20 protein-coding genes are annotated in these 25,505 nt (G+C 44.8%); 4 read left to right on the plus strand and 16 right to left on the minus strand.

Going from position 1 to position 25,505, the window contains the following annotated elements; all coding sequences use genetic code 11:
- Positions 1-270: 270 nt before the first annotated feature.
- The 5 genes from MSG36_RS20215 to MSG36_RS20235 form a co-directional block, all read right to left on the minus strand.
- Positions 271-2,088 (minus strand): bifunctional molybdopterin-guanine dinucleotide biosynthesis adaptor protein MobB/molybdopterin molybdotransferase MoeA, encoded by a 1,818-nt coding sequence (locus MSG36_RS20215; RefSeq protein WP_248369482.1) that lies wholly within the window; start codon positions 2,086-2,088, stop codon positions 271-273.
- Positions 2,088-2,672, minus strand: coding sequence for a molybdenum cofactor guanylyltransferase MobA (mobA, locus tag MSG36_RS20220; RefSeq protein ID WP_048611024.1), 585 nt, complete (start codon positions 2,670-2,672; stop codon positions 2,088-2,090). Before mobA ends, MSG36_RS20215 begins: the two co-directional genes overlap by 1 nt.
- On the minus strand, positions 2,650-3,369 hold the full coding sequence (locus MSG36_RS20225; RefSeq protein WP_017067175.1) for an energy-coupling factor ABC transporter ATP-binding protein: 720 nt from the start codon (positions 3,367-3,369) through the stop codon (positions 2,650-2,652). Before MSG36_RS20225 ends, mobA begins: the two co-directional genes overlap by 23 nt.
- 10 nt (positions 3,370-3,379) lie before the next feature.
- Positions 3,380-4,078 carry an ABC transporter permease gene (locus tag MSG36_RS20230; protein WP_017067174.1) on the minus strand — a complete coding sequence of 233 codons (699 nt, stop codon included), beginning with the start codon at positions 4,076-4,078 and terminating at the stop codon, positions 3,380-3,382.
- Positions 4,079-4,383: 305 nt separating this feature from the next.
- A complete protein-coding gene (locus MSG36_RS20235; protein ID WP_017059611.1) occupies positions 4,384-5,190 on the minus strand; it encodes a substrate-binding domain-containing protein in 807 nt (268 codons plus the stop codon).
- Positions 5,191-5,493: 303 nt separating this feature from the next.
- Here MSG36_RS20235 and MSG36_RS20240 point away from each other — a divergent pair, with 303 nt between their 5' ends.
- From MSG36_RS20240 to MSG36_RS20250, 3 genes are all read left to right on the plus strand, one after another.
- Positions 5,494-6,957 (plus strand): sigma-54 dependent transcriptional regulator, encoded by a 1,464-nt coding sequence (locus tag MSG36_RS20240; protein WP_060982039.1) that lies wholly within the window; start codon positions 5,494-5,496, stop codon positions 6,955-6,957.
- Positions 6,947-8,974, plus strand: a complete 2,028-nt coding sequence (locus tag MSG36_RS20245) for a cache domain-containing protein (protein WP_248369484.1) — start codon at positions 6,947-6,949, stop codon at positions 8,972-8,974. The genes MSG36_RS20240 and MSG36_RS20245 overlap by 11 nt, the downstream gene beginning before the upstream one ends.
- Positions 8,975-9,247: 273 nt before the next feature.
- Positions 9,248-10,867: a methyl-accepting chemotaxis protein gene (locus MSG36_RS20250; RefSeq protein WP_248369486.1), complete on the plus strand. Its 1,620-nt coding sequence runs from the start codon at positions 9,248-9,250 to the stop codon at positions 10,865-10,867.
- Between the two features lie 138 nt (positions 10,868-11,005).
- On the opposite strand, the gene MSG36_RS20255 is transcribed toward MSG36_RS20250, so the two are convergent.
- Both MSG36_RS20255 and MSG36_RS20260 read right to left on the minus strand, forming a co-directional pair.
- The gene (locus MSG36_RS20255) at positions 11,006-11,893 is read right to left on the minus strand and encodes a mechanosensitive ion channel domain-containing protein (RefSeq protein ID WP_048612067.1); all 888 of its coding nucleotides are present in this window, start codon (positions 11,891-11,893) and stop codon (positions 11,006-11,008) included.
- 1 nt (position 11,894) lies between these two features.
- Complete coding sequence (locus MSG36_RS20260; protein ID WP_122081563.1) at positions 11,895-14,240, minus strand: AAA family ATPase; 2,346 nt, start codon at positions 14,238-14,240, stop codon at positions 11,895-11,897.
- Positions 14,241-14,702: 462 nt separating this feature from the next.
- Between MSG36_RS20260 and MSG36_RS20265 the strand changes: the two genes are divergently transcribed.
- Entirely contained in the window at positions 14,703-16,286 is a 1,584-nt protein-coding gene (locus MSG36_RS20265; protein WP_050650342.1) for an ABC-F family ATPase, read from the plus strand.
- 147 nt (positions 16,287-16,433) lie between these two features.
- Here MSG36_RS20265 and MSG36_RS20270 read toward each other — a convergent pair whose 3' ends face one another.
- From MSG36_RS20270 to MSG36_RS20310, 9 genes are all read right to left on the minus strand, one after another.
- The gene (locus MSG36_RS20270) at positions 16,434-18,323 is read right to left on the minus strand and encodes a methyl-accepting chemotaxis protein (RefSeq protein WP_248369489.1); all 1,890 of its coding nucleotides are present in this window, start codon (positions 18,321-18,323) and stop codon (positions 16,434-16,436) included.
- Positions 18,324-18,691: 368 nt separating this feature from the next.
- Positions 18,692-18,799, minus strand: a complete 108-nt coding sequence (cydX, locus tag MSG36_RS20275) for a cytochrome bd-I oxidase subunit CydX (RefSeq protein WP_082151276.1) — start codon at positions 18,797-18,799, stop codon at positions 18,692-18,694.
- Positions 18,800-18,825: 26 nt separating this feature from the next.
- Positions 18,826-19,962: a cytochrome d ubiquinol oxidase subunit II gene (gene cydB, locus MSG36_RS20280; RefSeq protein WP_050052530.1), complete on the minus strand. Its 1,137-nt coding sequence runs from the start codon at positions 19,960-19,962 to the stop codon at positions 18,826-18,828.
- A 9-nt stretch (positions 19,963-19,971) separates the two neighbouring features.
- Positions 19,972-21,588: a cytochrome ubiquinol oxidase subunit I gene (locus MSG36_RS20285; RefSeq protein ID WP_248369491.1), complete on the minus strand. Its 1,617-nt coding sequence runs from the start codon at positions 21,586-21,588 to the stop codon at positions 19,972-19,974.
- A 108-nt stretch (positions 21,589-21,696) separates the two neighbouring features.
- Positions 21,697-22,305, minus strand: coding sequence for a DoxX family protein (locus tag MSG36_RS20290; protein WP_017083666.1), 609 nt, complete (start codon positions 22,303-22,305; stop codon positions 21,697-21,699).
- A complete protein-coding gene (locus tag MSG36_RS20295; protein ID WP_046225232.1) occupies positions 22,302-23,087 on the minus strand; it encodes a putative DNA-binding domain-containing protein in 786 nt (261 codons plus the stop codon). Before MSG36_RS20295 ends, MSG36_RS20290 begins: the two co-directional genes overlap by 4 nt.
- Entirely contained in the window at positions 23,080-23,964 is an 885-nt protein-coding gene (locus MSG36_RS20300) for a DUF692 domain-containing protein (protein WP_248369546.1), read from the minus strand. The genes MSG36_RS20295 and MSG36_RS20300 overlap by 8 nt, the downstream gene beginning before the upstream one ends.
- 98 nt (positions 23,965-24,062) lie before the next feature.
- Positions 24,063-24,377, minus strand: a complete 315-nt coding sequence (locus MSG36_RS20305) for a hypothetical protein (RefSeq protein ID WP_004733741.1) — start codon at positions 24,375-24,377, stop codon at positions 24,063-24,065.
- 1 nt (position 24,378) lies between these two features.
- Positions 24,379-25,320: an MBL fold metallo-hydrolase gene (locus MSG36_RS20310; RefSeq protein ID WP_046225231.1), complete on the minus strand. Its 942-nt coding sequence runs from the start codon at positions 25,318-25,320 to the stop codon at positions 24,379-24,381.
- Positions 25,321-25,505 lie beyond the last annotated feature (185 nt).

A 25,505-nucleotide genomic window follows, 5' to 3' on the forward strand; every position in this document is an offset into this window, starting at 1 on the left:
CAATAGAATTATTACTTTGCGCGCACTCTACATAAAAACCGTACGTGGCTCAAGGTAATGGTAAGAAATCTTAAGATTATCGTTCTAAACGTTTAGCGTAATTTAAGCTATTTGTCTTTTAGGAAACGAACAGGTTGTTTTTCACGAAACGAAAAGAACAAAAAGCCCCTTAACATCGAAAAATCTATATAGGGGCTTCGTCTGTGTCTTGACAAAGATCTTCTAAATCAATTAAAAAGCTGCCAAGTCAATTTAAGTGTTTGCTTTGAGTTAAACGCGACCTTGCAGAGGAATGATCGTCACTGTCTCGCCAACTTTCACGGTATCAACCGCAGGTGAAATCTCGATTAAGCAGTTCGCTTCGCTCATTGAGCGCAGAATACCTGAACCTTGCTTACCCGTTGTTTTCACTTCAAGCACGCCGAATTCATTCATCGAGAACACACCACGGCTGAACTCAGTACGGCCTTGGCGTGAGCGCAGTTGTTCCGTCGCTACAGCATTTGCTTTCACTGGTGTCCAGTTCGTTTGACCTTGAAGCTTGCGGATCGCAGGCTCAACAAAGTTAATAAACGACACCATTACTGCAACTGGGTTACCCGGCAAACCAAAGAACGGTTTGTTTTCAATCTTACCGTAAGCCAATGGGCGACCTGGACGCATGTTGATACGCCAGAAGTTGATTTCACCCAGCTTATCTAACGCAAGTTTGATGTAATCCGCATCACCAACAGACACACCACCAGAAGTCAGAACCATATCGGTTTCAAGAGACGCAGAGTGGAGCACGTCCATCATCTTTTGTTCGTCATCTTCAATGATGCCGTAATCGACGATGTCACAGCCGAGCTTTTGAAGCATACCAATAATAGTGAAACGGTTTGAATCGTAGATAGAGTTTGGTTTTTGCTCGCTACCCGGTGCTTGAACTTCGTCACCCGTTGAGAACACACCCACTTTCACTTTACGCAGAACAGGGCAGGTACCAAAACCTAATGACGCCATCATGCCCATTTCTGGCGCTTCGATGCGTGTGCCACGTGTAAAGACAGGTTGGCCGATTTCTAAATCTTCACCTGCCATACGGACATTTTGTCCAACCGAGATTTTAGCATCAGGGAAGCTCACTTTATCGCCATCTTGAACGGCTTGTTCGCGCATAACGACAACATCAACGCCTTCTGGCATTGGTGCGCCCGTCATGATCTTAACCGCTTCACCTTGTTGAACGGTTTTTTCATAACTGTGACCCGCCATGACTTCAGCAACGATGTTATAGCTGTCCAATTCTAGATCTTCACTACGAATCGCATAGCCGTCCATTGCAGAGTTGGTATTCTGAGGAACGTTGATTGGTGAAATCACATCTTCAGCCAGCACGCGGCCGTAGCCTTGCAGTAATTCAACACTCTCTGTGAGATCAAACGCGTCAATGCTATCAACAATCTTTTGCTGACCTTGAGTAACGGTTAAACCTGCAGGAGAGAACGAATCACAACACACTGCGGGCGTTGTGTCTTTTGAAGGTGAGCATGACACGGCTTTGCCTGTTGTAGAGGCAAGGTCAAAGGACTGCGCGTAATCGATGATGAAATCACGAATCGCTTCTAAGTCGCTGATCGCCATTTGTGGCAAATCGGATTCAACTTGGCTGTCTGCCGCGATAGCAATAATGTTGTTATCGTTCGGGTACAACCAAGGTTTGCCCACTTCATCTCGGTGCAGTTCAATTTTAGGGAAGGCGATGTTCTTACAGCCTTCAACCAAAATCAGATCAAGCGTGTTGGTATCAAATCGAGTCAGCAGGTAATCAAAATCTGCTTCGGCTTCTGGTGTTTCTGTCATCATCACGTGACGATTACGAGAAGCAATCAACATTTGGTTCGCGCCCGCTTTACGTAAGCGGTAACTGTCTTTACCCGGCTTATCGACATCAAAATCGTGGTGAGCATGTTTTAACACGCCAACTTTTAAACCCGCATCAGTCAACAGAGGAAGCAGGGCTTCAAGTACGGTCGTTTTGCCTGTACCGCTATAAGCAGCAAAGCCCAATAAAGGAAGGTTAGGGCGTTGTTTAGAATCTTTCATTATTGAAGCGTTCCGAATTGGGTGAGTTCTTCTGGCGTGTTGAGATTAACAAAGCAGTTAGGAGAATCGCTGAAATCGACGTATTCGGTAACACACTCTTTGTATAGCAAGATGATTTTACGATCACCACGTTCCAAAAACGCTTCTAACTTTGGTAGAACACGTTTGTGGAATAGGGTGAATACAGGTTGCTTAAATTCGCCATCATGCGCGACAAGAATGTCACTGTCTTCTTTAACTGCAGAACAAAAACGCTCAACAAGGTCGTCACTGATTTGTGGGCTGTCGCACGGGACAAAGCCAACCCAGTCGGTGTTCGCATTTTTAAGGCCAGCATGAATGCCACCCAACGGACCCGGGTAGTCAGGGAAAGAATCAGAAACAACCGGAGCAAATGCTTTATAACTGTCTAAGTTACGATTGGCATTGATAATGATGCTGACATCTTGTTGTGACAGCTTGTTTATAACGTATTGAATAAGCGGAGAACCGTTGAGCTCAACGAGTCCTTTATCTTTTCCGCCCATACGGCTGGCCTGTCCGCCAGCCAAAATAACCCAACTAGTTTGCGTTGGAAGCAGCATAAATATTCTCTTGTGCTTTATCTTTCTGAATAACTTGCAGAAGCGGGGATTCGGTCAAAGTATTGTCTTTGATCCACCACTGCTTCTTACATAAATCGGTTAACGCGTTAGTTTGGTGACTGGTGATGACTAAACTCGCGCCTCTCTGAAGAAGATCTTCGGCCATAATCACCAATCTTTCAATAGATTCTTTGTCTAAAGAAGCACTTGGTTCATCCATAAGCAAGATTGAAGGCTTAAGAATCCAAGCTCGAGCCATTGCTACGCGTTGACGCTCACCGCCAGACAACACAGAAATGTGCTCATCTGCCAGGGTTTCTAAACCTACCATTCTCAATGCATTAATTATTTGAGCTCGCTTATCTTTTTGGCTCTCTTTGTTAAAGCGAATGCCATAAGCGACATTTTGGTACACCGAGCCATCAAAAAGATAGGGGGTTTGATGCAGGTAGATGATGTCTTTGAACTTGAGTCGAGGGAATAATCTTTGTTGCCAGCTCTGTGTTGGAGATTGAATGCGGCCAGAGCTCGGCTGAATTAATCCAGACAAGATTTTAAGTAGGGTCGTTTTACCAACACCATTGTCTCCTTTGAGATAAATGGCATCGTTGGGGCCGATCGACAATTCGGGAATGTGGAACAAAACACGCTCTTTGTAGCGCATTGAAATTTGCTGCGTTGTTATTTTTATACTCATGACAGCGTTCCTAAGTTCTTAAATAGCCTTTTCCTCTCACACTGGAAAGGAAAAAGTTAAGGGCTAATGCCAATGCTAATAACACCATGCCGAGGGCGACACCTTGAGCAAATGCGCCTTTGTGGCTTTCCATGGCGATAGCTGTAGGGATGTTTCTTGTCATCCCCATAATGTTGCCACCAACCATCATTGAACAACCTACCTCTGTCACGATACGAGAGAAGGCAGCAATGGTTGCAGCCAATAGAGGAAAACGTGTTTCCCAAATCAAGGTACACGCCACGCGTGTTGTTGATACGCCAAGTGTGCGCGCTGTTTCTACCGCTCGGCGGTCACTGGCCTGCAGAGCGCCGTGCATCATCGCAACTAGGATAGGGAAACAGATCACCATCTGACCTAGAATCATCGCCTTTTGGGTGAACAGCAATTGCCAATCACCTAACGGGCCAGAGCGAGAAAGCATCATGTACATCAACAAACCGATCACCACAGTAGGGATCGCTTGCAGGGTGTTGATCACTGAAAGCAAAGCCCATTTCCCGGGGAACTCGGTATAAGCCAATAAGAAAGCCATAAGGATTGCAGGAACAATCACCAATGAAATGGCGGACAAAGATACGCTGAAGGATACCGCGACGATTTTCCACAATTCGTGGTCAAAACTCACAAGTAGATTCATTGCATCAATCGTTGTTTGCCATAGGGTCATGAAGTATCTCGTGTAAATCGATAATAGGTTTTATCGGTAATGACTGATGTTAATCATAGCTGACCCAAACTATTTGAGTGTGTGTTGGTCAGCTATTGCTCTTAAGCATGATTGTGTTTCTATGCGTGAACGTTATTAAAGCGAGACAGCTTTATAGCGATCTGTTGTTAAAACAAGATAGTTTTTAAAGCGATATTGCTTAGGTGCTTCTGTTAACTGTTTAGTTAAGCGTAGCGCTAATTGATTCGGGTTGAACCCTTAGCGCTACTTTTACTTACAGAAAACGACGGTTCACTTACAACAAACTATTCTGCGCTTGCAACAAACAGTTGTTTGCCATGCAGTTTAAAGTCGTTAATCAGTTTCTGACCTTTAGGGTTAACCAACCAATCACTGAATACTTTCGCTGCTTGGTAGTTAATGCTTGGGTAGCGCTCAGGATTGACCAGAATCACTTGGTAAGGGTTGAAGAGGTTCTTGTCACCTTGGAAAAGGATTTTTAGATCCAGTTTGTTTTGGTAAGCCAACCAAGTACCACGGTCTGTCATGGTGTAGCCTTGCATCTCTGACGCCATGTTCAGAGTAGGGCCCATGCCTTGACCAACACTGCGGTAACCACCAAAGTTTGGTTCAATTTTAGTTTGCGCCCAAATACCCATCTCTTTCTTATGAGTACCAGAGTCGTCGCCACGAGACACAAACGTCACGTTATTAGTCGCGATCGCTTTAAACACATCTGCCACTGCTTTTTGAGATTCAATTTTTGCAGGGTCGCTTTGTGGGCCGACGATGACAAAGTCGTTGTACATCAACTTACGAGGTAAAACGCCGTAACCTTTTTCTACGAAATTCGCTTCAGCCTTTGGTGCGTGAGTCATCACCAAATCAACGTCACCATTTTCACCCATGCGAAGTGATTTACCTGTACCAGCGGCAAGAACATCAACCTTGATACCAGAATCCTTTTCGAACTCAGGCAATAAGTAGTCCAGTAGACCAGAGTGATAAGTACTTGTGGTTGTCGCCAACTTAATATGAGTGGTGTCTTCCGCGCTGCTAGCCGTGTAACTGACGATCGATAGAGCTGCAATAGTTAGGGGAATTGCTTTCATTATTATTATGTCCATTCTGTTATAAATGAATGACATGCCTTCAGTTTTAAAGGGCTCAAAGAAGGGCATGTGCATAAGACGCTAATTGTTGTAATTAGAAATCTACACCTTATAAGCAATCTTAATGCCAACAAATAATGCATCAGATTTCATTAAATTGCTGTTATTTCGGACAAAACTGCGCCATTTACCCCGTTAAAATGAATCAAAACATGAGCTAGGACAAAATGTCGCACATTGACCCTGTTGGACAAAAGGTTAATTGGTACACTCTGTCCCAACTTTCCTCACTGGCTAATCATTATGTCTTTACCTAGTTCATCTGTATCCAATCTCAACCCGAACACATTGACTCAGTATCAGGCGTTTTCCGTTTTGGTCGTCGATGATGAATTGGGTATGCAGGCTATCTTAAAGAAAGCACTAGGTAAGTTCTTTGGCAAGGTATCAAGCGCGGGTTCGGTTGAAGAAGCTGAAACGCTACGTTCTAGCGAACATTTTGATCTCATCGTCCTTGATATCAACCTACCAGGTCGCTCTGGTATTGAGTGGGAAGAAGCCTTTAACGATAGCGACAAACGCGCCGATGTGATTTTCATGACGGGTTATGCCGATCTGGAGATGACCATATCTGCACTTAAGCTTGGCGCTTCAGATTTTATTCTTAAGCCTTTCAACTTAGAACAAATGATACAAGCGGTTCTGCGTTGTATGGACAAACGCCTTGACCAAAGAATGCAGTACGCGTTGAAGCGCGATGTTAGCCGTCATATAAAAACCGAATTAATCGGTAATTCAGACAAGACTAAACAACTTAAACTACTTATCAGTCAATTTGCACCTTCTAGAGCATCGGTCCTAATAGAAGGTGAATCTGGTACGGGTAAAGAGCTGGTTGCACGTGGCGTGCATGAAGCCAGCAAACGCACAGGGCCGTTTGTGCCGATCAACTGTGGTGCGATTGCGCCTGAACTTCTAGAAAGTGAATTATTTGGACACACCTCTGGCGCATTTACTGGTGCGAAGAAAAACCGCGAAGGTCTTTTCCGAGTCGCAAGTGGTGGCACCTTGTTCCTTGATGAAATCGGTGAAATGCCACTACCAATGCAAGCTGCGTTGTTACGTGTATTAGAACAAAGAACCATTCGTCCGGTCGGTAGCGAGAAGGAAATTGCCGTTGACGTACGAGTGGTGGCGGCGACTAACCGAAACCTTCAGGAAGAGGTCGATAAAGGCCACTTCCGTCGCGATCTGTTCTACCGACTCAATGTACTTAAAATCGATGTAGTGCCATTGAGAGAGCGTCCATCAGATTTGATTGAGCTTGTTCCATACTTTACTCGTCTTTTATCACAAGAGCTTGGTATGCCAGTTCCAAACTGGGCGCATGAAGATATATTGGCGATGAATGAATACGAATGGCCGGGGAATATTCGTGAGCTTAAAAATTTAGTCGAACGATGCATTCTGTTAGACAAGCCACCAGCACACTATTGGCGAGAGATTAATGGCGATCCTGTACCGGCTAGTATTTCAGTGACGGTGTCACATGGTGCAGAAATGCCAAACTTGAATAATGCAGACGCTGCCGAGGGTTATCCAAACACCTGGACACTCAAAGAAGTGGAGAAATCTCACATAGAACAGCTTGTTAGTTTCCATGATGGTAATAAGTCGGCGGCTGCAAGAGATCTGGGTGTTGCTCGTAAAACGCTAGAGCGTAAGTACAAAGATTGGAACACAGAAGGTTCAGAATATGCCGATTAGACGTCATTGGTGGTCTAAATGGACGTTCCGATTCAAAACCATGGTGCGTTACCGCTTATTATTCCTAACATCTGCACCGATCATTTTGACCTTGTGTGCACTTGTGGCTATCACTCTTTATTGGTCTGTTCACTATACGTGGCAGGGCGCATTGATTGATGTTGATGAGCGTTTGGATGTTGCCGATAACAGTATTCACCTGATCCAAAATCAGCAAGCATACAACGTTCGTGCGTTTGCCGAGTCTTATAACTTTCGAACCAAACTCGCGAGTGATCTTTCACACGAAGAGCTAACTCGCTGGGTGTCTGAGAACAAATCTCGCTATGAGCTCGATTTTCTGCGTTGGCGCAGTGTCGAGAGCATGGAAAAGAAACTCGAATATCTAAACTTAACTCACAAGTCTTCATTTTTCAGTGTCTTAAGCCGTAATGAACTCAATTATCTCGATCGTGACCTCGCTAAAAAAGCAGAAGTTCCGATGCTCAACGGACAAGAAGTCGAGACTCGAGGATTGGTAAGCCGAACCGTTGTATCCATCAAAGATGAACATGATCATGTAATTGGTTTTCTAGATGGTGGGATCTTACTGAATAACAGCACTCAACTTGTTGACCAAATCAGTAACCTTATCTATCCACAACGAGAAGGGTTTAATCGTCATATTGGTACGGTCACGGTTTTCCTTGATGATCTTCGTGTTAGCACCAACGTGCCTTTGAGCAGTGAAGACAGTGTAGGGCGCGCGATTGGAACACGTGTTTCTCACGAGGTTCACTCGAAAGTCTTGAATGAAGGTAAAGAGTGGCTAGATCGAGCGTATGTTTACGATGCTTGGTATATCACAGCTTACCAACCAATCCATGACCAGTTTAACAATGTGATTGGTATGCTTTACACCGGTTATTTGATTTGGCCGCTGATAGAAACCTACTTGACCAACCTTGGCGAAATCAGCATTACCATTGTGTTGCTGCTGTTGGCATCCGGCTTGATCGTTCACCGTGGTGCGCGTGATCTTTTTAACCCAATTGAACGCATTCATAAGGTCGTAAAGCTAGTACAGATGGGGCAAGACAAGCGCATTGGTACGCTAGGTTTGGATGATCAACACGAACTGACACTGCTCGCTAAACAATTCGACAAGATGTTGGATCTACTGCACGAGCGCAATCAAGAGATTCAACAAGCGGCGTCTGAACTAGAGTGCAAAGTGCATTCTCGTACCGCGAGTTTGAAAGAGAAAACTGAAGAACTCGAACTGCATATCAAGCTTCTCAATCAAGCCAGAGATAAGCTGGTGGTCAATGAAAAGCTAGCCGCGTTAGGTGAATTAACAGCAGGCATTGCTCATGAGATCAATAACCCAACCGCCGTGATTCTTGGCAACGTTGAACTGATGAAGTTTGAACTGGGCGATGAAGTGAGCCGTGTAGACGAGGAAGTCCACGCGATCATGGAGCAGATTGACCGAATTCGAAATATCACGCGAAGCCTGCTTCAATACAGCCGTCACGGTGGCGTACAAGACGAAATTACGTGGCAACATATCAATCCAATTGTCGATGAAAGTATTACGCTCGTAAAAACAGGTGCGAAGAAGAAAGGCATTGTGTACGTATCACAGCTGAACGCTAAAACCTCAGTCGAAGTCAATCGAAACCAATTGCTACAGATTCTGGTTAACCTACAAATGAACGCGATTCATGCAATGGACGGTCAGGGCACGTTAACCATTTCGAGTGAAGACTGGGTTGAAAATGGCGTGTCTCACGGCGCTATCGTTCATGTTCAAGATGAAGGCTGCGGTATTAAGGAAGAACAACTGAAACGTATTTTCTCGCCTTTCTATACCACCAAACGTGATGGCACAGGCTTAGGGTTGTCAGTGTCTCAGAGTATCTTGAGCCAAACTGGCGGCGAGATCCGAGTTGAATCGGAGGTAGGTAAGGGAAGTTGCTTTAGTATCTATCTTCAACAGAAAGCGACGCCTCAATTGCTAGTATCAAACCTATAAGTTCTAAGAACCAATTCACTGATATCATCATCTGATAATATTTCTAACGCGCCTGGGCTATTGCACGAACGTTTTAGCCCAAGCACGAAAATTCCGCACTACTAATCTATCTCAAACCAAATCTCAACCTCTGCCGGTTTGACGAGCACCTCTTTTTGGTTATGTAACACAGTGTATATCTTTTGATCTTGATGCATATCATCTGAACTGTACGAAATTTTGATACCTTGGCCGAAAATCCATAATCAAAACAAATAATAAAGTCAGCCAGCTATGAAATTAAGTAACTTATCTATCAAATCAAAACTCGTCTCCATCGTCATTTTATCGGTTGTTCTATTGGTAATGGCGTCCACTTTTAATCTAATGCAGCAGCGTGCGAGTTCCATGCAAGAGCGCCAAGATAAGCTCAGTGCTCAAGTCGAAACTGCAGTCAGCTTAGCGAGCTACTATTACAACCAACGTAATGTGCTCGGTGAAGAGGTCGCAAAGAAACAAGCACTTCAAGCGATCGAAACCCTTCGTTATGACACCACCAATTACTTCTGGATCTTAAACCAGCAACTCAACGTTGTTATCCATCCATTAAAGCCTGAACTCAATGGCAAGAACGCGGGTAACTTTAAAGATGGTGCGGGGAAACACCACTGGCGTGAGATGGTCACCATTTCTCGTACTCCAGAAGAGAAAGGCTTTCTTGATTACCAATGGATGAGCCCGCAAGGTGAACTCAAAGACAAGATCTCCTACGTACAACTGTTCCCAGAGTGGAATTGGATTGTTGGCTCGGGCATCCTAGTTGCGGACATCCAAGAGGCGTTCTATGCATTGGCGCTCAAAGAGGGATTGGTTGCGGTCGTATTGTCGGGCCTGTTGTTTGCGATGGGTTACGCGATTTCAAATAACATCTTAGTGCCACTAAATAAGCTTATCGACAACACCCATAAGATTGCCGATGGCGATCTTCGTGTACGCATGAACATGACACGTAAAGATGAACTGGGCGATATGAGTCAGCAAATAGATACCATGCTCGACAAACTGCAAAGCACGCTTCGCACAGCCAATGAATCGGCGGATTTATCCAGTAATATGGCGAGCCACATCGCTCAAGCCAGCGAAGAAGCGGCAACCAGTGTTAACTCACAGCATGCACAGCTTGAGTTGTTATCGACCGCAATGACAGAAATGAGTGCCACCATTTCTGATGTCGCCGTTAATGCTGAAAACACTGCCGCAAGCACCAATAAGGTTGTAGACCACGCAAACCAAAACGACCAAAACATGCAGGTAACGTCTGATACTATATCTCAGGTTTCAGAAAACATTTCGACCGCGAACAACTTAGTCAGAGATCTGCAATCAGGTGTGACTGAAATAAGCCAAGTCGTTGGTGTCATTCGTGATGTATCAGAACAAACGAACTTGTTAGCGCTCAACGCAGCAATAGAAGCGGCGCGTGCAGGAGAGCAAGGAAGAGGATTTGCGGTTGTTGCTGATGAAGTCCGTAACCTTGCTAGCCGCACTCAGAATTCAACTAACGAAGTGCAATCCACAATTGAGAAACTGACTCAACAAGCAGAACGCACCTTTAAGGCAATGCAAAGCAGTAACGAGAAGGTTGATCACAGCGTTATCGCGTCTAACGAAACTCGCCAACAACTCGATGTGATAGTGAATGAGCTTCACAACGCCAACGACATGGTCGCACAGATCGCCGCCGCATCGGAGCAACAAAGCACGGTAGCCACTGAAATGAGTGAAAGTGTCACTGGGATTCATCTCGCTGCAAATGAGGTACTGCAGGCCTCACAATCGCTTGCAGAAGACAGTCAGAAAATGGCGAACACTACAGAACACCTTACTGAGCAATTGAAATACTTTAAGGTTTAGCATCAATAGGACTATTCGCTTGAAGATAAAAAGCTCATAAAAAAACACCTCCGCACTTGCGATAAGTTCGGAGGTGTTTTTATTTATGGCTAGTCGCTAGTCATTTGCTATAAGAAACAGACATCTAAAGCATCAAGCCTAATGCGCCGCCACTGAAATCTTCGGTGGGTTGATGTTGTGCTTCTTAAACTCTTTCATCACACGCAGGGTAATGTCGGTTTCAAACAGCTTCTCATATGCAGTATCGACGACATAAGCCTTACAAGTTAGCTGTATCGCTAGATAGTTATCGGTAATCGTCTGTTTAACCAAAACCGTTACAGGCTTCGGCAAGTGGATGTAACGACTTGAAGACGCCGCTTCTTGAATCAGGTCGCGGGCTAGGGTGATGTCTTCATCCATACCGACGTAAAACGGAATCACCACCTGCATGTCCAACGCACCGTAGTTACCACTGGTGGTCACTTCATTTAAGAACTTGTTGTTCGGAATGGTAATTATGTCATCGTTCAGGGTTCTCATTCGCACTGAACGCAAACCGATGGTAATGATATCACCGTAGTTGCCTTCAAACGTGACACGGTCACCAACTTGAAAGGGTCTATCAATCATCACAGTGATACCCGCGATAAATGATGCTGCCAAGTCTTTAAGCGCAAAGCCGACCGACACGGCGAGGGTACCACCAATCAAAGCCAGTATTTGGTCGTTGATTCTAAAGCTCATCATGAACACGATAAGACCAGTGCTCACGTAGATAAAGAACTGAGTAAACGACTGCAGTTTTTGTAGCAACATTCGATATTGCACGAATTGGCTACCAAAACTGGTCACCATTGAGTTGATGAACTTGAGCAGTAACCACATCGCAGCAATAACGATCATGGAGAAGAACACGCCGCTCCATCGCACTAGGCTAGCTATCTTTGAGATGTTTTCTACATTGGCTAACTCTTCCGTCGCAAAGGTCGGGAAACTGACAGCACTTGCCAAGCCAACAAATAGTAGGATAAATAATTTCTTCATTTTACTTCACCAGTAGATGTTGACGGTCGAGAACGTTAGTAATGTGGCGGAACCAGTGCTCGGAAATTCGAGCCTTTTCTTCATGCCAACCAATATAACCACGGCTTTCAAAGTAACGCAGAATGCCCGTTATCTCAGCCGTGCTTAGCTGAGTACAATCAGACAAGACTTCCGGAGATGCGATTTCCAACTGCACGATAGAGCGAAGCACAGCCAACATAGGTTTTGGCATGTTTTCCAGCTCTTGTGCTTCAGGAACATGGAACAAGCGCACCACGGCTTGATCGGTATCTTTGTTTCGATTCAAAGAAAGTCGGAAGAAGCGCAGAGCAACGGTAGGGTTACCATCAGAGTAATGCCACAAGATTCGGTAGAAACCTTGGCGTGCGCGGTCTTCCTCGCTCATGTCATCTTGGTCCCACTGTTTAGGCACCACCAAACCATCAAACGACAGCGGCTTCTCAAGCTCTGTATTGATACGGCTATTCAGAAGCTCACCGACCTGTTTCTCTGTCCAACGTGGTAGAAAACACACCAAATCAAACAGCAGACGTTCACCACGCGCACGATCGACAAATCGCCAGCTCGATTTAGCAATCGAAATCACGATACGGTGGTTCTTTTTAGAACGGCGCAGTAGGTTGGTTAAACGAATCAAATCAGACAGGCCGCCAACCATTGGCTTAACTAGACGTTGTGCATTGTCGATCGCAATCAAGTACGTGGTCTTGCTTTTACGAAGGTGCGCCAAGATCTGAATCTCAGTCGCTTTCTCTTCCAAGCCGATGCTCACCGCTAGATGTGCTAACAGCTCTTGATAACCTGCGTAAGGGCAACTTACGTAGACAGGTTCAGCGTTAGAGACTTTGTGCAATAGGGTATAAAGCAGCGTTGTTGCGCCCACACCACGTTCACCTGAAACAATACAGATAGCAGGGCTGTCTGACATCAGGTAGCGAGACAGTTGCTTAACCTCATCACCGGCGTAATCAATTAGAGTGCTGTCGATATTACCCGGCAGGATGTACTCATAGGTTTGATCGCCTTTGATTCGAACCAAGTTTTGTTGGTTTTTATCAAGGTCAGACTGCTTAGCCACTTCGATTCTAAATAGATAAGCCAAAGCTTGGCTAAACAGCGTGTAATTAGATAGCAAGGCCATGATGCGGTGTTGGAAGCTGTACACGCTCAACCATACGATGCCAATTGCCGTCGCTAATATATTGAGTAGGAAGGTTTCCTTACGGTTTACTGCCCAGTTCACCCATACCGGACGATCGGAGATATGTTGCAGCGTATCAAAGACTTTCGCGCGCCATAATCTAAGCACTGAAATGGTAACCAGTACAAACCAGAAAAATAGGGCGCTGTAGATCCAGCTATAGATAGTACCTTTGCCTAGCGTGATGCTCGATATCTGAAGGGTCACACCCGCAACAATGAAGCTCCATACATAACGGCGAATAGTCGATAGGCGCAGCGCAATCACTTCTTGATTGGATGTGCGACCCAAACGATACGCAAATTCCAAAATAAAGCTGATGGCAATCGAACCACCTAGAATCCACCAGGTGAAGATCTCAAGGAAAATCAGGTGTTGTAGGCTAGGGATGCTGGAGAGCACTCTTAGAGAAAGCGTAATCGCGATTAACCAAGCAATCGCACGATCAGCGCGGCTGATATACCAGATCACACGTACTAAAAATGGAGGGTTCGTTTTCGCTTCAAGAAAATTAATTCTGAACAATTCGATCAAGCGAGTGCTGTTAGCAAGCCACCACACTAAACCAAAATAGATAAACAACACTTTTAACGATGCACCAATCACAGGCACTGGCGAAATAAAGATGTCTTTAACGAGCGCTTTAAAGCTACGAATCTGGAAGTAAACAAGATACTCAATGTTGAGCTTGGTTAATTCCCACTCTTGTTTAAATTGAGTTACGCCGTAAGGGCCAAAACCCGTTAGACGCTCTTTATTAGCGGAGTTCGTCTGCTCTAACAGGTGTTGCTTGCTCACATTCAAGCTATTCAAAGTGACGTAACTGGTTTGAACGGCAAACCATTGTTCGGCGTCGTTGTTCACTCTGTAGGCTTTTATCTGTTGCTCGAAGGTTTTGATTTCCTGCTTTTGAACTTGTAGCACTTCAGCAAGCAATATATTGACTTGGCGTCTGTCCGAAGGCTCCATAAAGAGGGGATCAGGTAACGAATCAATTCGGTCATCGAGATCAACAGCGGAATCGGATACCTGCGGCTGAGATTGTAAGTCATATTCCAAGTTGGCATGACTAGGCCAAGAGAGAATGGCCAAAGTGAGGATTAAGAAGCGCGATAGTGAACGCATAAAAGTCTCTTAGAATTATGAGGTTAGGATTACTATAGTTAGATAATCTGACTTTGTGAAATCCAACCCCGTGTCGGGGGCGAGTACTTTATTCCTGTTTCGAGCGATTTTGTCATGAAATTGTCAGGGATTAAGCTAGTATTTGAGCATCTTTGTTATGTCTGCTGTTGCGTTGATCGGGTTGTTTTTTACTGTGACCAATCAGCATACGATATATTCAATGGTTGGCATGATTTGGGGCGTTATATACCGCCTATTATGAGGCGCTGTTCGATATTTTGTTTTTCCTTAAAATCGACGGTTTTACGGCGATAAATAGAAAATCAAAAATGTGAGTCAGCTCAAACTATGATTTGGCTAGGTTATCACTCACTTAATGGCCAGTAATTGCAATCAATACTTGCAGTTAAAGCCCTGAACAAGTAACGTTGCGGCGTTTTTCACATTAAAAAGGTAATGGCATTGATCTCCACAGCAAATATCACCCAACAATTCGGCGCTAAGCCACTTTTCGAAAATATTTCAGTTAAGTTCGGCGAAGGCAACCGCTACGGTTTAATCGGCGCGAATGGCTGTGGTAAATCGACGTTCATGAAGATCCTATCTGGTGAACTAGAACCAAGTGCTGGTAACGTAAGCTACGATCCAAACGAGCGCGTTGCTAAGCTAAACCAAGACCAATTTGCTTACGAAGAATTCACGGTAATCGACACGGTTATCATGGGTCACAAAGAGCTTTGGGCTATTAAGCAAGAGCGTGACCGCATTTACTCTTTGCCAGAAATGAGCGAAGAAGACGGCATGAAAGTGGCTGACCTTGAAGTTCAGTTCGCTGAAATGGACGGCTACATGGCAGAAGCTAAAGCGGGTGAGCTTCTTCTAGCGGTAGGTATTGAAGAATCAATGCACTTCGGTCTGATGAGTGAAGTAGCACCGGGTTGGAAACTTCGTGTTCTATTGTCTCAAGTACTGTTTGCAGACCCGCATATCATGCTTCTTGACGAACCAACGAACAACCTGGACATGGATACCATCAAGTGGTTGGAAGATACGCTAAACCAACGTAACTGCACAATGATCATCATTTCGCACGACCGTCACTTCCTAAACTCTGTTTGTACACACATGGCTGACCTTGATTACGGCGAACTTCGTCTATTCCCAGGTAACTACGATGAGTACATGACGGCTGCGACTCAAGCTCGTGAGCGTCTATTGTCTGACAACGCTAAGAAGAAAGCACAAATTGCTGAACTTCAAACGTTCGTATCTCGTTTCTCTGCTAACGCATCGAAAGCGAAGCAAGCAACGTCACGTGCTAAGCAGATCGATAAGATCCAACTAGACGAAGTTAAAGCGTCTAGCCGTCAAAACCCATTCATCCGTTTCGAACAGTCTAAAGAGCTATTCCGTAACGCACTTGTGGTTGAAAACCTATCTCAAGGTTTTGAAGAAGACCTATACAACAAGTTCGACGGTATTTTCGAAGTAGGTGAGCGTGTTGCTATCATCGGTGAAAACGGTGTGGGTAAAACAACACTGCTTAACACACTAGCGGGCGCTCTTGAGCCTCGTACTGGTGAGTACAAGTGGTCTGAAAACTCAAACATCGGTTACTACGCTCAAGATCACGCACATGACTTCGAACAAGACATGAACCTGTTTGATTGGATGAGCCAATGGCGCCAAGAAGGCGAAGACGAGCAAGTTGTTCGTGGCTTCCTAGGTCGTATGCTATTTGGTCAAGACGACATTAAGAAATCTGTAAAGGTTATCTCTGGTGGTGAGCAAGGTCGTATGCTTCTTGGTAAGATCATGATGCATAAACCAAACATCCTTCTAATGGATGAGCCAACAAACCACATGGATATGGAATCTATCGAAGCGCTTAACTTGGCTCTTGAGAACTACAAAGGCACATTGTTCTTCGTATCTCACGACCGTGTATTCGTAGACTCGCTTGCAACTCGTATCCTTGAAATCAAAGATGGCAAGATCAACGATTTCCGCGGTACTTACGCTGAGTTCTTGAAAGCACGCGGCTAATACCGTGTAGCAAGAGCTAATACGTAATAACACGTTAGTGCGTATTCAAAATTAGAAAGGCCTCTATCTTAGCAATCAGATAGAGGCCTTTTGTTTTTCCATACCGCATAAATCAACTAGCTTGCGTTAATCACTAATCACTAATCACTAGTACTTAAACTGCGCGACAATCTTCTCTAGCTTCACACTCACACTCGAGACTTGTTCACTGCAACGTACTGATCCAGAAACCACGGTATAGGTATCACTGGCAAGGTGAGCGATATCCGTAATGTTTCGGTCAATCTCAACCGAAACCATCGATTGCTCTTCGGACGCTGTTGAGATCTGACTGTTTAAGTCGAACATCTCGCCAACTTGGAAGTGTATTCCTTCTATCGCATTCACCACGTCTTTGGTTTGGCTTTTCACCAGCTCAGTTTGTTCTAAGCTCGCTGTCATCTTAGCGACGGTCTTGTCTATCCCAGTGGTTAAACCGTGAATCGTGGATTCTATTTGATGGGTTGAGTCGTTGGTCATTAATGAAAGCTCTCGCACTTCCGATGCAACCACAGCGAAACCTCGTCCATGATCGCCAGCACGCGCTGCTTCAATCGCAGCATTAAGTGCTAATAGGTTAGTTTGCTCAGCAATACCTTGAATAGTCGTGACCACCTGATTGATTTCACGGCTCTGTTCTTCGAGCTGAACGATGAGATCCTGAGACTCTGCGATGTTTTCTACCAAGACATTAATACTGTCGTTGGTTGATTGTGTTTTTTGTAGCGCTTGATGGGCATTTTCTTTGATCTTCTCGGCATTGGTTGCGGCATTTTCGATGTTCGCCGTCACCTCATTACTGGTCATCACTAATTCGTTGACTGCCGTCGCTACCGATTCAGATTGCTGCTTTTGTTTCTCTGCATTGCTCATGCTTTTAACTGCCGCTTCTTCAGAGCTGCATGAACTGTCTGTCAACACCGTCATCACACCGGATAGCTCTTTGATGTTACCGTGCAGTTTATCGATGAAGGTATCGAACGAGTGGGCAAGTTGAGCGAGCTCGTCGTTACCTTTGGCGTTCATTCTGACGGTTAAGTCTCCATCTCCATTTGCAATAGACTCCATCATCACGTTTATCGCTTTGATACGACCCAGGATGTTGCGACCGATGAACACCAATAACAGAGAAAGCAGAGCGACGATAGCTGCACCAAACAGATGTAACATGTTTTGTGTGTTTCTAACTGCCGCTGTAATCGCTTGGCTTATCTCATTCTGCACTTCTTCAATGGCTTGTTCCGTTTGATGAACATTGCTACGTAAGGCGCCTCTAAGCCCCAACTCTGCAGACAAACCTAGATTGCTGTTAGCAACCAACAGAGTTTCAACCGCAGCCTTATATTCGGAATAGGCTTGTTCAGTCGCAATCGAAGTTTGGGAGTAGGGTTCAAACTCAACAAGAGCCTTGGTTAACGCTGCATTCGTTTGACTATTAATATGTGCGAGGTAATGGAAGTCTTTTTCGATCAGCTCTAACAACGCAAGTTCCAGTGCCAAACTTGATTCTGATTCGATTGCTGATTTCAGCGTTGTTCTTTTTCCATCGAGAGTTGCGACAATGCCCAAAGGTGGGGTTGTGCGTTCGATGTCGTTCACTTGATTGACGATCTGGTGGAACTGTTTCTGATATTGATGAAGGGTATCGGAGATCTTGGTCATTTGATCGGTCAGGTGAAGCTCGTGCGAGGTTAGGGTTTGGTTCAACGTCACCAATCTTTGATTCAATGTCTCGGCGGTTTTATCGAAACGCTCTGCGTATTTTTGATCGTGGCGAGACAAGAAGTCTTTCTCATGTCGCCTAAGCGTTAATAAATCGACTGAGCTTCTGAGATTTTCGGTTGCAGCGATCTCCAATGATTCCAATTTGTCTAAGCTGAATTGCTCGTAGATGGCATAGATAAAAACAGAAATAAACAGGGTGAGGTTGATTAAAATAAACTTACTGCGAATAGAAAGAGACAGCAAACGATGCTGAGGTTCTGATGGATTGTTCATGGTTAACTCCCTTTAGCCGATGACGTTTCATGTCCATCTATGCTTAATAGCTATTAGATACATTTAAATGATGGATATGTAACTAATAGCCTATAGAGTTGTTAAAGCAAGGTCAGTTGGTGGGGAAAGCAACTTAATCGATGATATGAACCAACTTAACGATTAACTTAGTAATTTGAAGAGCCGACTTTGCTGGATAAGATGAGGTTAAGCACGTGAAATTAGATGCGAAAAGAAAAAGTCCTCATTAACACTCATGTCTGCAATCTTTGAAATTGCAGGCATCGCATTAAGTGAGGACTTTCAGTTATTTTAAGTAGTTAGCTTACTATCGAGTTAACAGTTGTTAGTAACTTTACCGATCAGCTTTATTCGTTTTGTTCATCGAGAAAGTCGGTGTGCTCTAACCACAGCGCATTAATGATTCCAAACGCGCAGGCGAGTAAGACGCCCAGTACCCAACATAAATACCACATAGGTTATCCTCCTATTTCATCTTTAATTAATACAGTGACGAACTGTTATCGTGAATGTATTGGCTATCTAGTCGACCGAACATTTTGTAGTAACACCAGATTGTGTAACCCAAAATAATTGGCACCACGATAACTGCGACAACCGAGATAATGCTTAGTGTCAACTCACTCGATGTTCCGTCCCACAGCGTTAAGCTATGCGATGGCATCAAGCTAGATGGCATGATCATTGGGAATAGCGCAACGCCTGCTGTCGTTATGATGCTTGCTATCGATAAGCTCGACGAAGCGAAGGCCAAACCAGCGCGGTTAAGTCGAGTCATCACTGCACAACTCAGCATTCCGATGATGCCTAGAGCAGGGATTCCCCAAAGTACTGGATAGTTTTCGTAGTTATGTAACAGTAAGTCATCAAACTTCATGACATGTTTTAGCAACGGGTTTGAAACACCATCAGTCACAACTGGGCTAGTAATCAGGTAACCCGGAAGTGTATACGCGTATATCCCACCAACAATAAACAGTCCGACAGTGACAAGCGCCATGCATACGATCACTTTCTGCGCGCGTTGTTTTAAATCACCCGTCGTTTTCATCTGTAGGAATGCCGCGCCTTGCGTGACAACCATCGCCAAGCTCACCAAGCCACATAGTAGTGGGAAGGGCGTGAGTAGATCCCAGAAACCACCTTGGTATGACATCATTAGCAATTCGTTAAATTCAAACGGAACACCAATCATCAAGTTACCGAAACCAACACCAAAGATAACCGGAGGAATGAAGCCACTGACGATAAGTGCAATATCACACGCTTTCTTCCATTGCGGGTTATCGATTTTAGCGCGGTAATCCATACCGAGCGGTCTTAACCACAAGGTCGCCAACACGATAATCATGGCTAAATAGAACCCGGAGAACGCAGCCGCGTAGATTGCAGGCCATATCGCAAAGATAGCGCCACCCGCGGTAACCAACCAAACTTGGTTGCCATCCCAGTGAGGGGCAATCGAGTTAATCATGATTCGTCGATCAACTTCTGACTTGCCTAGAACAGGGAGCAACGCCGCAACGCCCATGTCGAAGCCATCGGTAATGATAAAACCGATCAACAACACGCCAATAACTGCCCATGTAAACAGGCGAAGATTTTCGTAATCAAACATCTGAATTCCTTAATGAAGGTCGATAGTTTTATCTAGCTGACGCGGTGCGCTTTGCTCACCTGTAACGGCTAGATCTTGGTTTGATTGCTCATGGTGATAGCGACCCGTTTTCAGTGCGCTCGGGCCCATTTTTGCAAACTTAACCATCAGGAACATTTCTACAATTAGGAATGCGGTGTAGAACAAGTAAACCAATCCGATAGAGATCCATAGACTTGAAGCGGGTAGATTAGAAGCCGCCATGTTTACTGGCAGAATTTCACCAATAGCCCAAGGCTGACGACCGTATTCCGCAACAAACCAACCGGCTTCACAGGCAATCCAAGGTAGTGGAATCGCGCATATTGTTGCTTTCAGTAACCAACGGTTGGTACCAATCTTATGACGACAAATTTGTACGAATGAAAGACCAATGATGGCAAACATCAAGACGCCACACACCACCATGATGCGGAAGCTCCAGAACAGAGGGGCAACCGTTGGGATTGTGTCTTTGGCTGCTTGTTTGATCTGTTGCTCTGTTGCATCCACTACGTTATCGCTGTATTTCTTAACCAGTAATCCATAACCTAAATCATGTTTAACCGATTCAAAATCATCGATATTTTGTTGTGATTTATCACCAGAACGCAGTTTTTCTAATAGCCCATAAGCTAAGATACCGCTGCGAACACGTTCTTCATTCTTTGCCAATAGATCATGAATACCGACAACTGGCGTATCCAAAGATCGCGTTGCGATAATACCCATCACGTAAGGGATCTTAATCGCGTAGTCCGTTTCCATGGTTTCTTGATTCGGGAAGCCGAACAGTGTGAATGAGGCAGGGGCTTCTTCTGTATGCCATTCAGCTTCAATAGCCGCTAGCTTCACCTGTTGAACATCACCCAATTCATAACCAGATTCATCACCTAGCATCACTGTCGAAACAATCGCAGCCATACCAAAAGCACTTGCTACTGCAAATGAACGACGAGCGAACGGTAAATCACGCCCTTTAAGCATGTAGTAAGCACTGATACCCATGATAAATAGCGCGCCGGTTGTGTAACCTGCCGCAACGGTATGTACGAACTTCACTTGAGTCACTGGGTTGAAGATCACTTCGACGAAGTCTGTCATCTCCATACGCATGGTTTCGAAGTTAAACTCTGCGCCCACCGGGTTTTGCATCCAGCCATTGGCCATCAGAATCCACAGACCAGAGAAGTTCGAACCCAACGCCGTCAACCAAGTTACCGATAAGTGCTGACGCTTAGAGAGCTTGTCCCAACCAAAGAAGAACATACCGACTAAGGTTGATTCCAAGAAAAACGCAATCAAGGCTTCAATGGCGAGCGGGGCGCCAAAGATATCGCCTACGTAATGCGAGTAATAAGCCCAGTTAGTACCAAACTGGAATTCCATGGTTAAGCCGGTAGCAACACCGACAGCAAAGTTAATACCAAACAACTTACCCCAGAACTTGGTCATGTCCTTGTAGATGGTTTTGTTGGTCATGACATACAGCGATTCCATCACTGCGAGTAAGAAGGAGAGGCCTATAGTTAGGGGGACGAATATAAAGTGATAAAGAGCGGTACTTGCGAATTGAAACCGCGACAGATCAACGACATCTGTAAGCATAAAAACTCCTTCCCGCCACGAGTGTGACGGGTAAGATAATGGAAAATAAGATGATAATTAGAGAGAACTAATTAAGGGTTTTACATGTAGCTGTGTGAAAAGAATCTATTACCAACGAAGTGCTTTGTTTTGTTTTTTAGAGAACTGTTTACGTAGCCAGTAATCTGCACTCACGTAACGGCCACCACCGTAAACAAGCAGTACTAACAGCATCACGAAGTAGGTGCCTGCGAACTCCATACCGTTGTTCAGCATTACCGGGTCGCCAAGTTCTGTGATGTAGTTGTAACGACCTGGGAAGTTAACCGCGAGCCATTCGATGAAGCCGTTAAGTCGAACGGTTGCTTCCATACCACCAGTCGCAATCGCATCCCAACCGTGTTTCCAGTGAACCATTGCACTTGCTACGCTCATCATGAAAATCATTGGAATCGAGATAAAGCGAGTAAACAGACCTAACGCGATACAGATACAACCTAATACTTCGGTCGCTGCCGCTAGGAATGCCAGTAGCTCAGGGAAGGGAAGGTTAAGACCACCATCGGCTGCTGAAGCACCAAACCATGCCACTGTTCCCGAGAAGCCCAGCACTTTAGAGCGTGCACCGACGTAAATCACCGGAATCAAATAAAGACGTACTGAAAGCAGTACTAAGTAATCGTATTGTTTGCATTTTTCGACAATAGCGTCGTACCAGCTGAGGGCTGACTTAATCATAATTTTTCTCCTAAAGAGTGAACGCCAATCAGTTCAACTTCACTGAAATGTTCGACCCAATTAATAAACTCGAATCTCGCCAATTGTTGAGCAATTATTTGTTTTATATCGGCTAAAGAACGATTTGGTTGTTGTTGAATTATTTGAATAATCGCAACATCAATTTCTCTTAGTTTTATCGTGTTGACGCGTTGGTCACGGTCGCGATAAATCGCGTAATAAATGGGGTGTCGCCTTTGTGTTAGAAACGTCAGTGACTCACCATGAACAAGGAAAGGTACCTGTACGAGCTTCATCGTACTGTTGACTAACAAACCCAATTGAAGCTGTTGTTCATCAACACGAAGATCACCCGTCCATGACATCGGCAATACTTGCTTTGAAGCGTCAATTTCAACGCAAAAGGCACACCATTCGTACTCCAACACCGCAAGCTGGTCGGCTGTAAGGTCATGACTCGCACTCAAAGTAGACAAATCACTTAGATTAGACATACCCATTGGCTGAGTGCGACGCTGGATAAAGCTGACAAACTCAGTTGCTATATGATGAAACTCCGGCTCTGAGGCGTAATGCACGACAACAAACTCATCAACCAATATCAGTAGTTGGTCTTGGTCGACTTGCTGGCAAAACAGCGGGAATGTGTTGTTCAATACACCAAATACGTTATCTCTAATGAACTCGCTGTATCGACACACTGCGTTGTCTTCAAGTGGCGAACGTATCAGTGCGGTTAGTGCGTGTGTTTGAGTGATCATCATGCTAGGAGGGTTATGCATAAACCAACTCCTGATTCATTGGGCGATGAGCAATACCAGCATCTAGAACCTGACTGTGCATCGTTCGTAATTCCTCAGTCAGCACGACCAAAGGTGGTACGTTGTTGTCTCTTTCGAGCAATAACGGTTTACTGCCATGAATAGAGAAGGTGTAACGCGCCAAGTCAATAACCGCTTGCTGTACCGGCATTCCGTGGGTATCAATCAGCGATTTGTAGCCTCCACCTGAGCCATCACTTTCAACTAAATGTCCAGCAATGTGGTAATAGCGAATAGCATCGCTCGGTAAAGCTTTAAGCATTTCAGCCGCATCAAAGTGGTGGTTCTGACTGTTCACGTAGAGATTGTTGATGTCGACCAACAACTCACAGCCACTACGCTTTGCTATTTCAGCGATAAACTCACCCTCAGGCATCTCATCTCCGTAGTTGTGGTAATAAGATATGTTCTCCATTACCAAAGGACGTTGAATGATGTCTTGGACTTGCTTGATTCTGTCCGCTAAATAGCCGATGTTTTCTGCGTGACGTGGCACGGGTAACAGTTCATACAGATACCCTTGGCTGTCTCGAGAGAAGCTCAAATGCTCGCTGTATACCTGAATATTCAGTTCATCGAGAAATTGACCAACCTGACGTACAAACTTCGTGTTAAGCGGCTGACAATCTCCAATGGATAAGCTTAAACCGTGTGCGATCAAAGGGTATTGCTTCGCTATATCCTGTAGTTGTTCGCGCTTAAGACCACCTAAGCTCATCCAGTTCTCGGGAGCCAGTTCCAGAAAATCAATATCAGGGTGCTTTGGGGAACGAGCGAGCAGTTCAATATGCTCACTGCGTAGCCCAATGCCTTTGTCTGTATTCTGAATGGTTCGCACTTTATGGTTTAACTCGCTGCTTTTAGGGGCTTGGTCATTTGATGCTAAAGCTTTGGTTTTTAAAGCCTTATTTTTTATAGCTTTAGTTTTATGCGTTTCTACTGGCCACATACACCACCTGTCACCTTGCTATTCGCCGTTAAGATGCGCTCTTTGCTTGGCGAGATACCTTCAGCCGTTAAGCCACATTTCCCGTCACGAGCACGCACTAAACGGTCTTGAGGGTTGCTGGTCAGTTCCGCTTTTTCGAAGCGTTTTTCTGTACCACATTTACCCGCAGCACATTTACCACCGTGTCCTGAAGATTGTTTAGCTTCAACAGGGGCTTCGGCAGGTGCATCAGCAAATGCCATTGCAGAGTTAAGGCTAATCACAGACGTGATCGCGATTGATAGGGCGATTTTGTTGTTCATATTATTTCTCCTTTACAGCAGACATAGGGAAGCTCGCTAAATCACGACCAGACATGATTGGTCCGTCGTAGTATTCGCGTACAATTTTGATTGATTCAGATTTGCGCTTAAGGCCTAGACCCATCCAGTGGTTAAGTACCAACATTTTTGGATTGATCTCTTTTGCAATTTCACCAATGACAGAAGGCTTAGCGTGCATGAATGTAGAGACACCATCGGCTTGTTCATGAATCGCCATTGGCATCATCATGATGTCGGCACCACGAGCGAAGTCTAAGAACGCAGGGTTGCTACCGTTTTGGTCAGCCGAAATCACCATTACGCCTTCTTCACTTTCAATTCGGTAAGCGAGACAAGGCACATCACCATGAGGAATACCCAGAGCAGTGATCTTCAAACCATCTTTTTCATAAACAACGGTTGGCACTGTGGATTGATAGTCAACATCGGTAAGATTGACTGGGAATAGACCATCGGTTCCATCGTATAAGCCAGCAAGGTAAGCGTATGCGCCATGGTCTGGGTCAAAGTTCGCTGCAAAGTAACCGTTGAGGCTTGGAAAGGCTGAGCCTGCGGCTGGACCTGAAATCTCCAACGCCTTTTCACGTTCAAAGAAGTAGCCACCTTTAAGAAGAGCAGGCATGTCATTGACGTGATCGGTATGGAAGTGAGTAATACCCATAAAATCTAGGTCTTCAAGTTTTGCACCCGCTTGACCGAAACGTAGGTAAACACCGCCACCGGCATCAATCATGATTCGTGATTTGCCTTTCCACCATACGATTTCACCTGAGGATGCACGTAGGTCATCCGAGATAGGACCACCTGAACCCAGTATTTGTAATGTAAAGTCAGTATCGACCGGCTTAAGTTCAATTGCGTGACAGTTGGCGCCCAAGGTCAATCCAAGAGCAATTGCTAAAGCTTTTAAAGGCTGTTTCATATTGTTATCCAATTCTTTTTTCTTATGTGTTTTCTTCGAAGTGAGCATTCAAAGAAGTGAAACTTTCACCAAGCGGCACAATAAGTGCGTGCTTCGTTCTGTTCACGGAGCACAAGATAAAGAATTGTTAATGTTTGGTATATCTAGTAATTTTGAAATTAACGTTAAGTAAAACTAAACAGTAA

This window comes from Vibrio sp. 1CM8B, assembly GCF_023161685.1.
Taxonomy (GTDB): Bacteria; Pseudomonadota; Gammaproteobacteria; order Enterobacterales; family Vibrionaceae; genus Vibrio; species Vibrio coralliirubri.

Excerpts from the sequence above, each read along its gene's own strand:
- MSG36_RS20215 (WP_248369482.1), bottom strand. The coding sequence starts at position 2,088 with ATGAAAGATTCTAAACAACGCCCTAACCTTCCTTTATTGGGCTTTGCT.
- mobA (WP_048611024.1), bottom strand. The coding sequence starts at position 2,672 with ATGCTGCTTCCAACGCAAACTAGTTGGGTTATTTTGGCTGGCGGACAG.
- MSG36_RS20225 (WP_017067175.1), bottom strand. The coding sequence starts at position 3,369 with ATGAGTATAAAAATAACAACGCAGCAAATTTCAATGCGCTACAAAGAG.
- MSG36_RS20230 (WP_017067174.1), bottom strand. The coding sequence starts at position 4,078 with ATGACCCTATGGCAAACAACGATTGATGCAATGAATCTACTTGTGAGT.
- MSG36_RS20235 (WP_017059611.1), bottom strand. The coding sequence starts at position 5,190 with ATGAAAGCAATTCCCCTAACTATTGCAGCTCTATCGATCGTCAGTTAC.
- MSG36_RS20240 (WP_060982039.1), top strand. The coding sequence starts at position 5,494 with ATGTCTTTACCTAGTTCATCTGTATCCAATCTCAACCCGAACACATTG.
- MSG36_RS20245 (WP_248369484.1), top strand. The coding sequence starts at position 6,947 with ATGCCGATTAGACGTCATTGGTGGTCTAAATGGACGTTCCGATTCAAA.
- MSG36_RS20250 (WP_248369486.1), top strand. The coding sequence starts at position 9,248 with ATGAAATTAAGTAACTTATCTATCAAATCAAAACTCGTCTCCATCGTC.
- MSG36_RS20255 (WP_048612067.1), bottom strand. The coding sequence starts at position 11,893 with ATGAAGAAATTATTTATCCTACTATTTGTTGGCTTGGCAAGTGCTGTC.
- MSG36_RS20260 (WP_122081563.1), bottom strand. The coding sequence starts at position 14,240 with ATGCGTTCACTATCGCGCTTCTTAATCCTCACTTTGGCCATTCTCTCT.
- MSG36_RS20270 (WP_248369489.1), bottom strand. The coding sequence starts at position 18,323 with ATGAACAATCCATCAGAACCTCAGCATCGTTTGCTGTCTCTTTCTATT.
- cydX (WP_082151276.1), bottom strand. The coding sequence starts at position 18,799 with ATGTGGTATTTATGTTGGGTACTGGGCGTCTTACTCGCCTGCGCGTTT.
- cydB (WP_050052530.1), bottom strand. The coding sequence starts at position 19,962 with ATGTTTGATTACGAAAATCTTCGCCTGTTTACATGGGCAGTTATTGGC.
- MSG36_RS20285 (WP_248369491.1), bottom strand. The coding sequence starts at position 21,588 with ATGCTTACAGATGTCGTTGATCTGTCGCGGTTTCAATTCGCAAGTACC.
- MSG36_RS20290 (WP_017083666.1), bottom strand. The coding sequence starts at position 22,305 with ATGATTAAGTCAGCCCTCAGCTGGTACGACGCTATTGTCGAAAAATGC.
- MSG36_RS20295 (WP_046225232.1), bottom strand. The coding sequence starts at position 23,087 with ATGCATAACCCTCCTAGCATGATGATCACTCAAACACACGCACTAACC.
- MSG36_RS20305 (WP_004733741.1), bottom strand. The coding sequence starts at position 24,377 with ATGAACAACAAAATCGCCCTATCAATCGCGATCACGTCTGTGATTAGC.
- MSG36_RS20310 (WP_046225231.1), bottom strand. The coding sequence starts at position 25,320 with ATGAAACAGCCTTTAAAAGCTTTAGCAATTGCTCTTGGATTGACCTTG.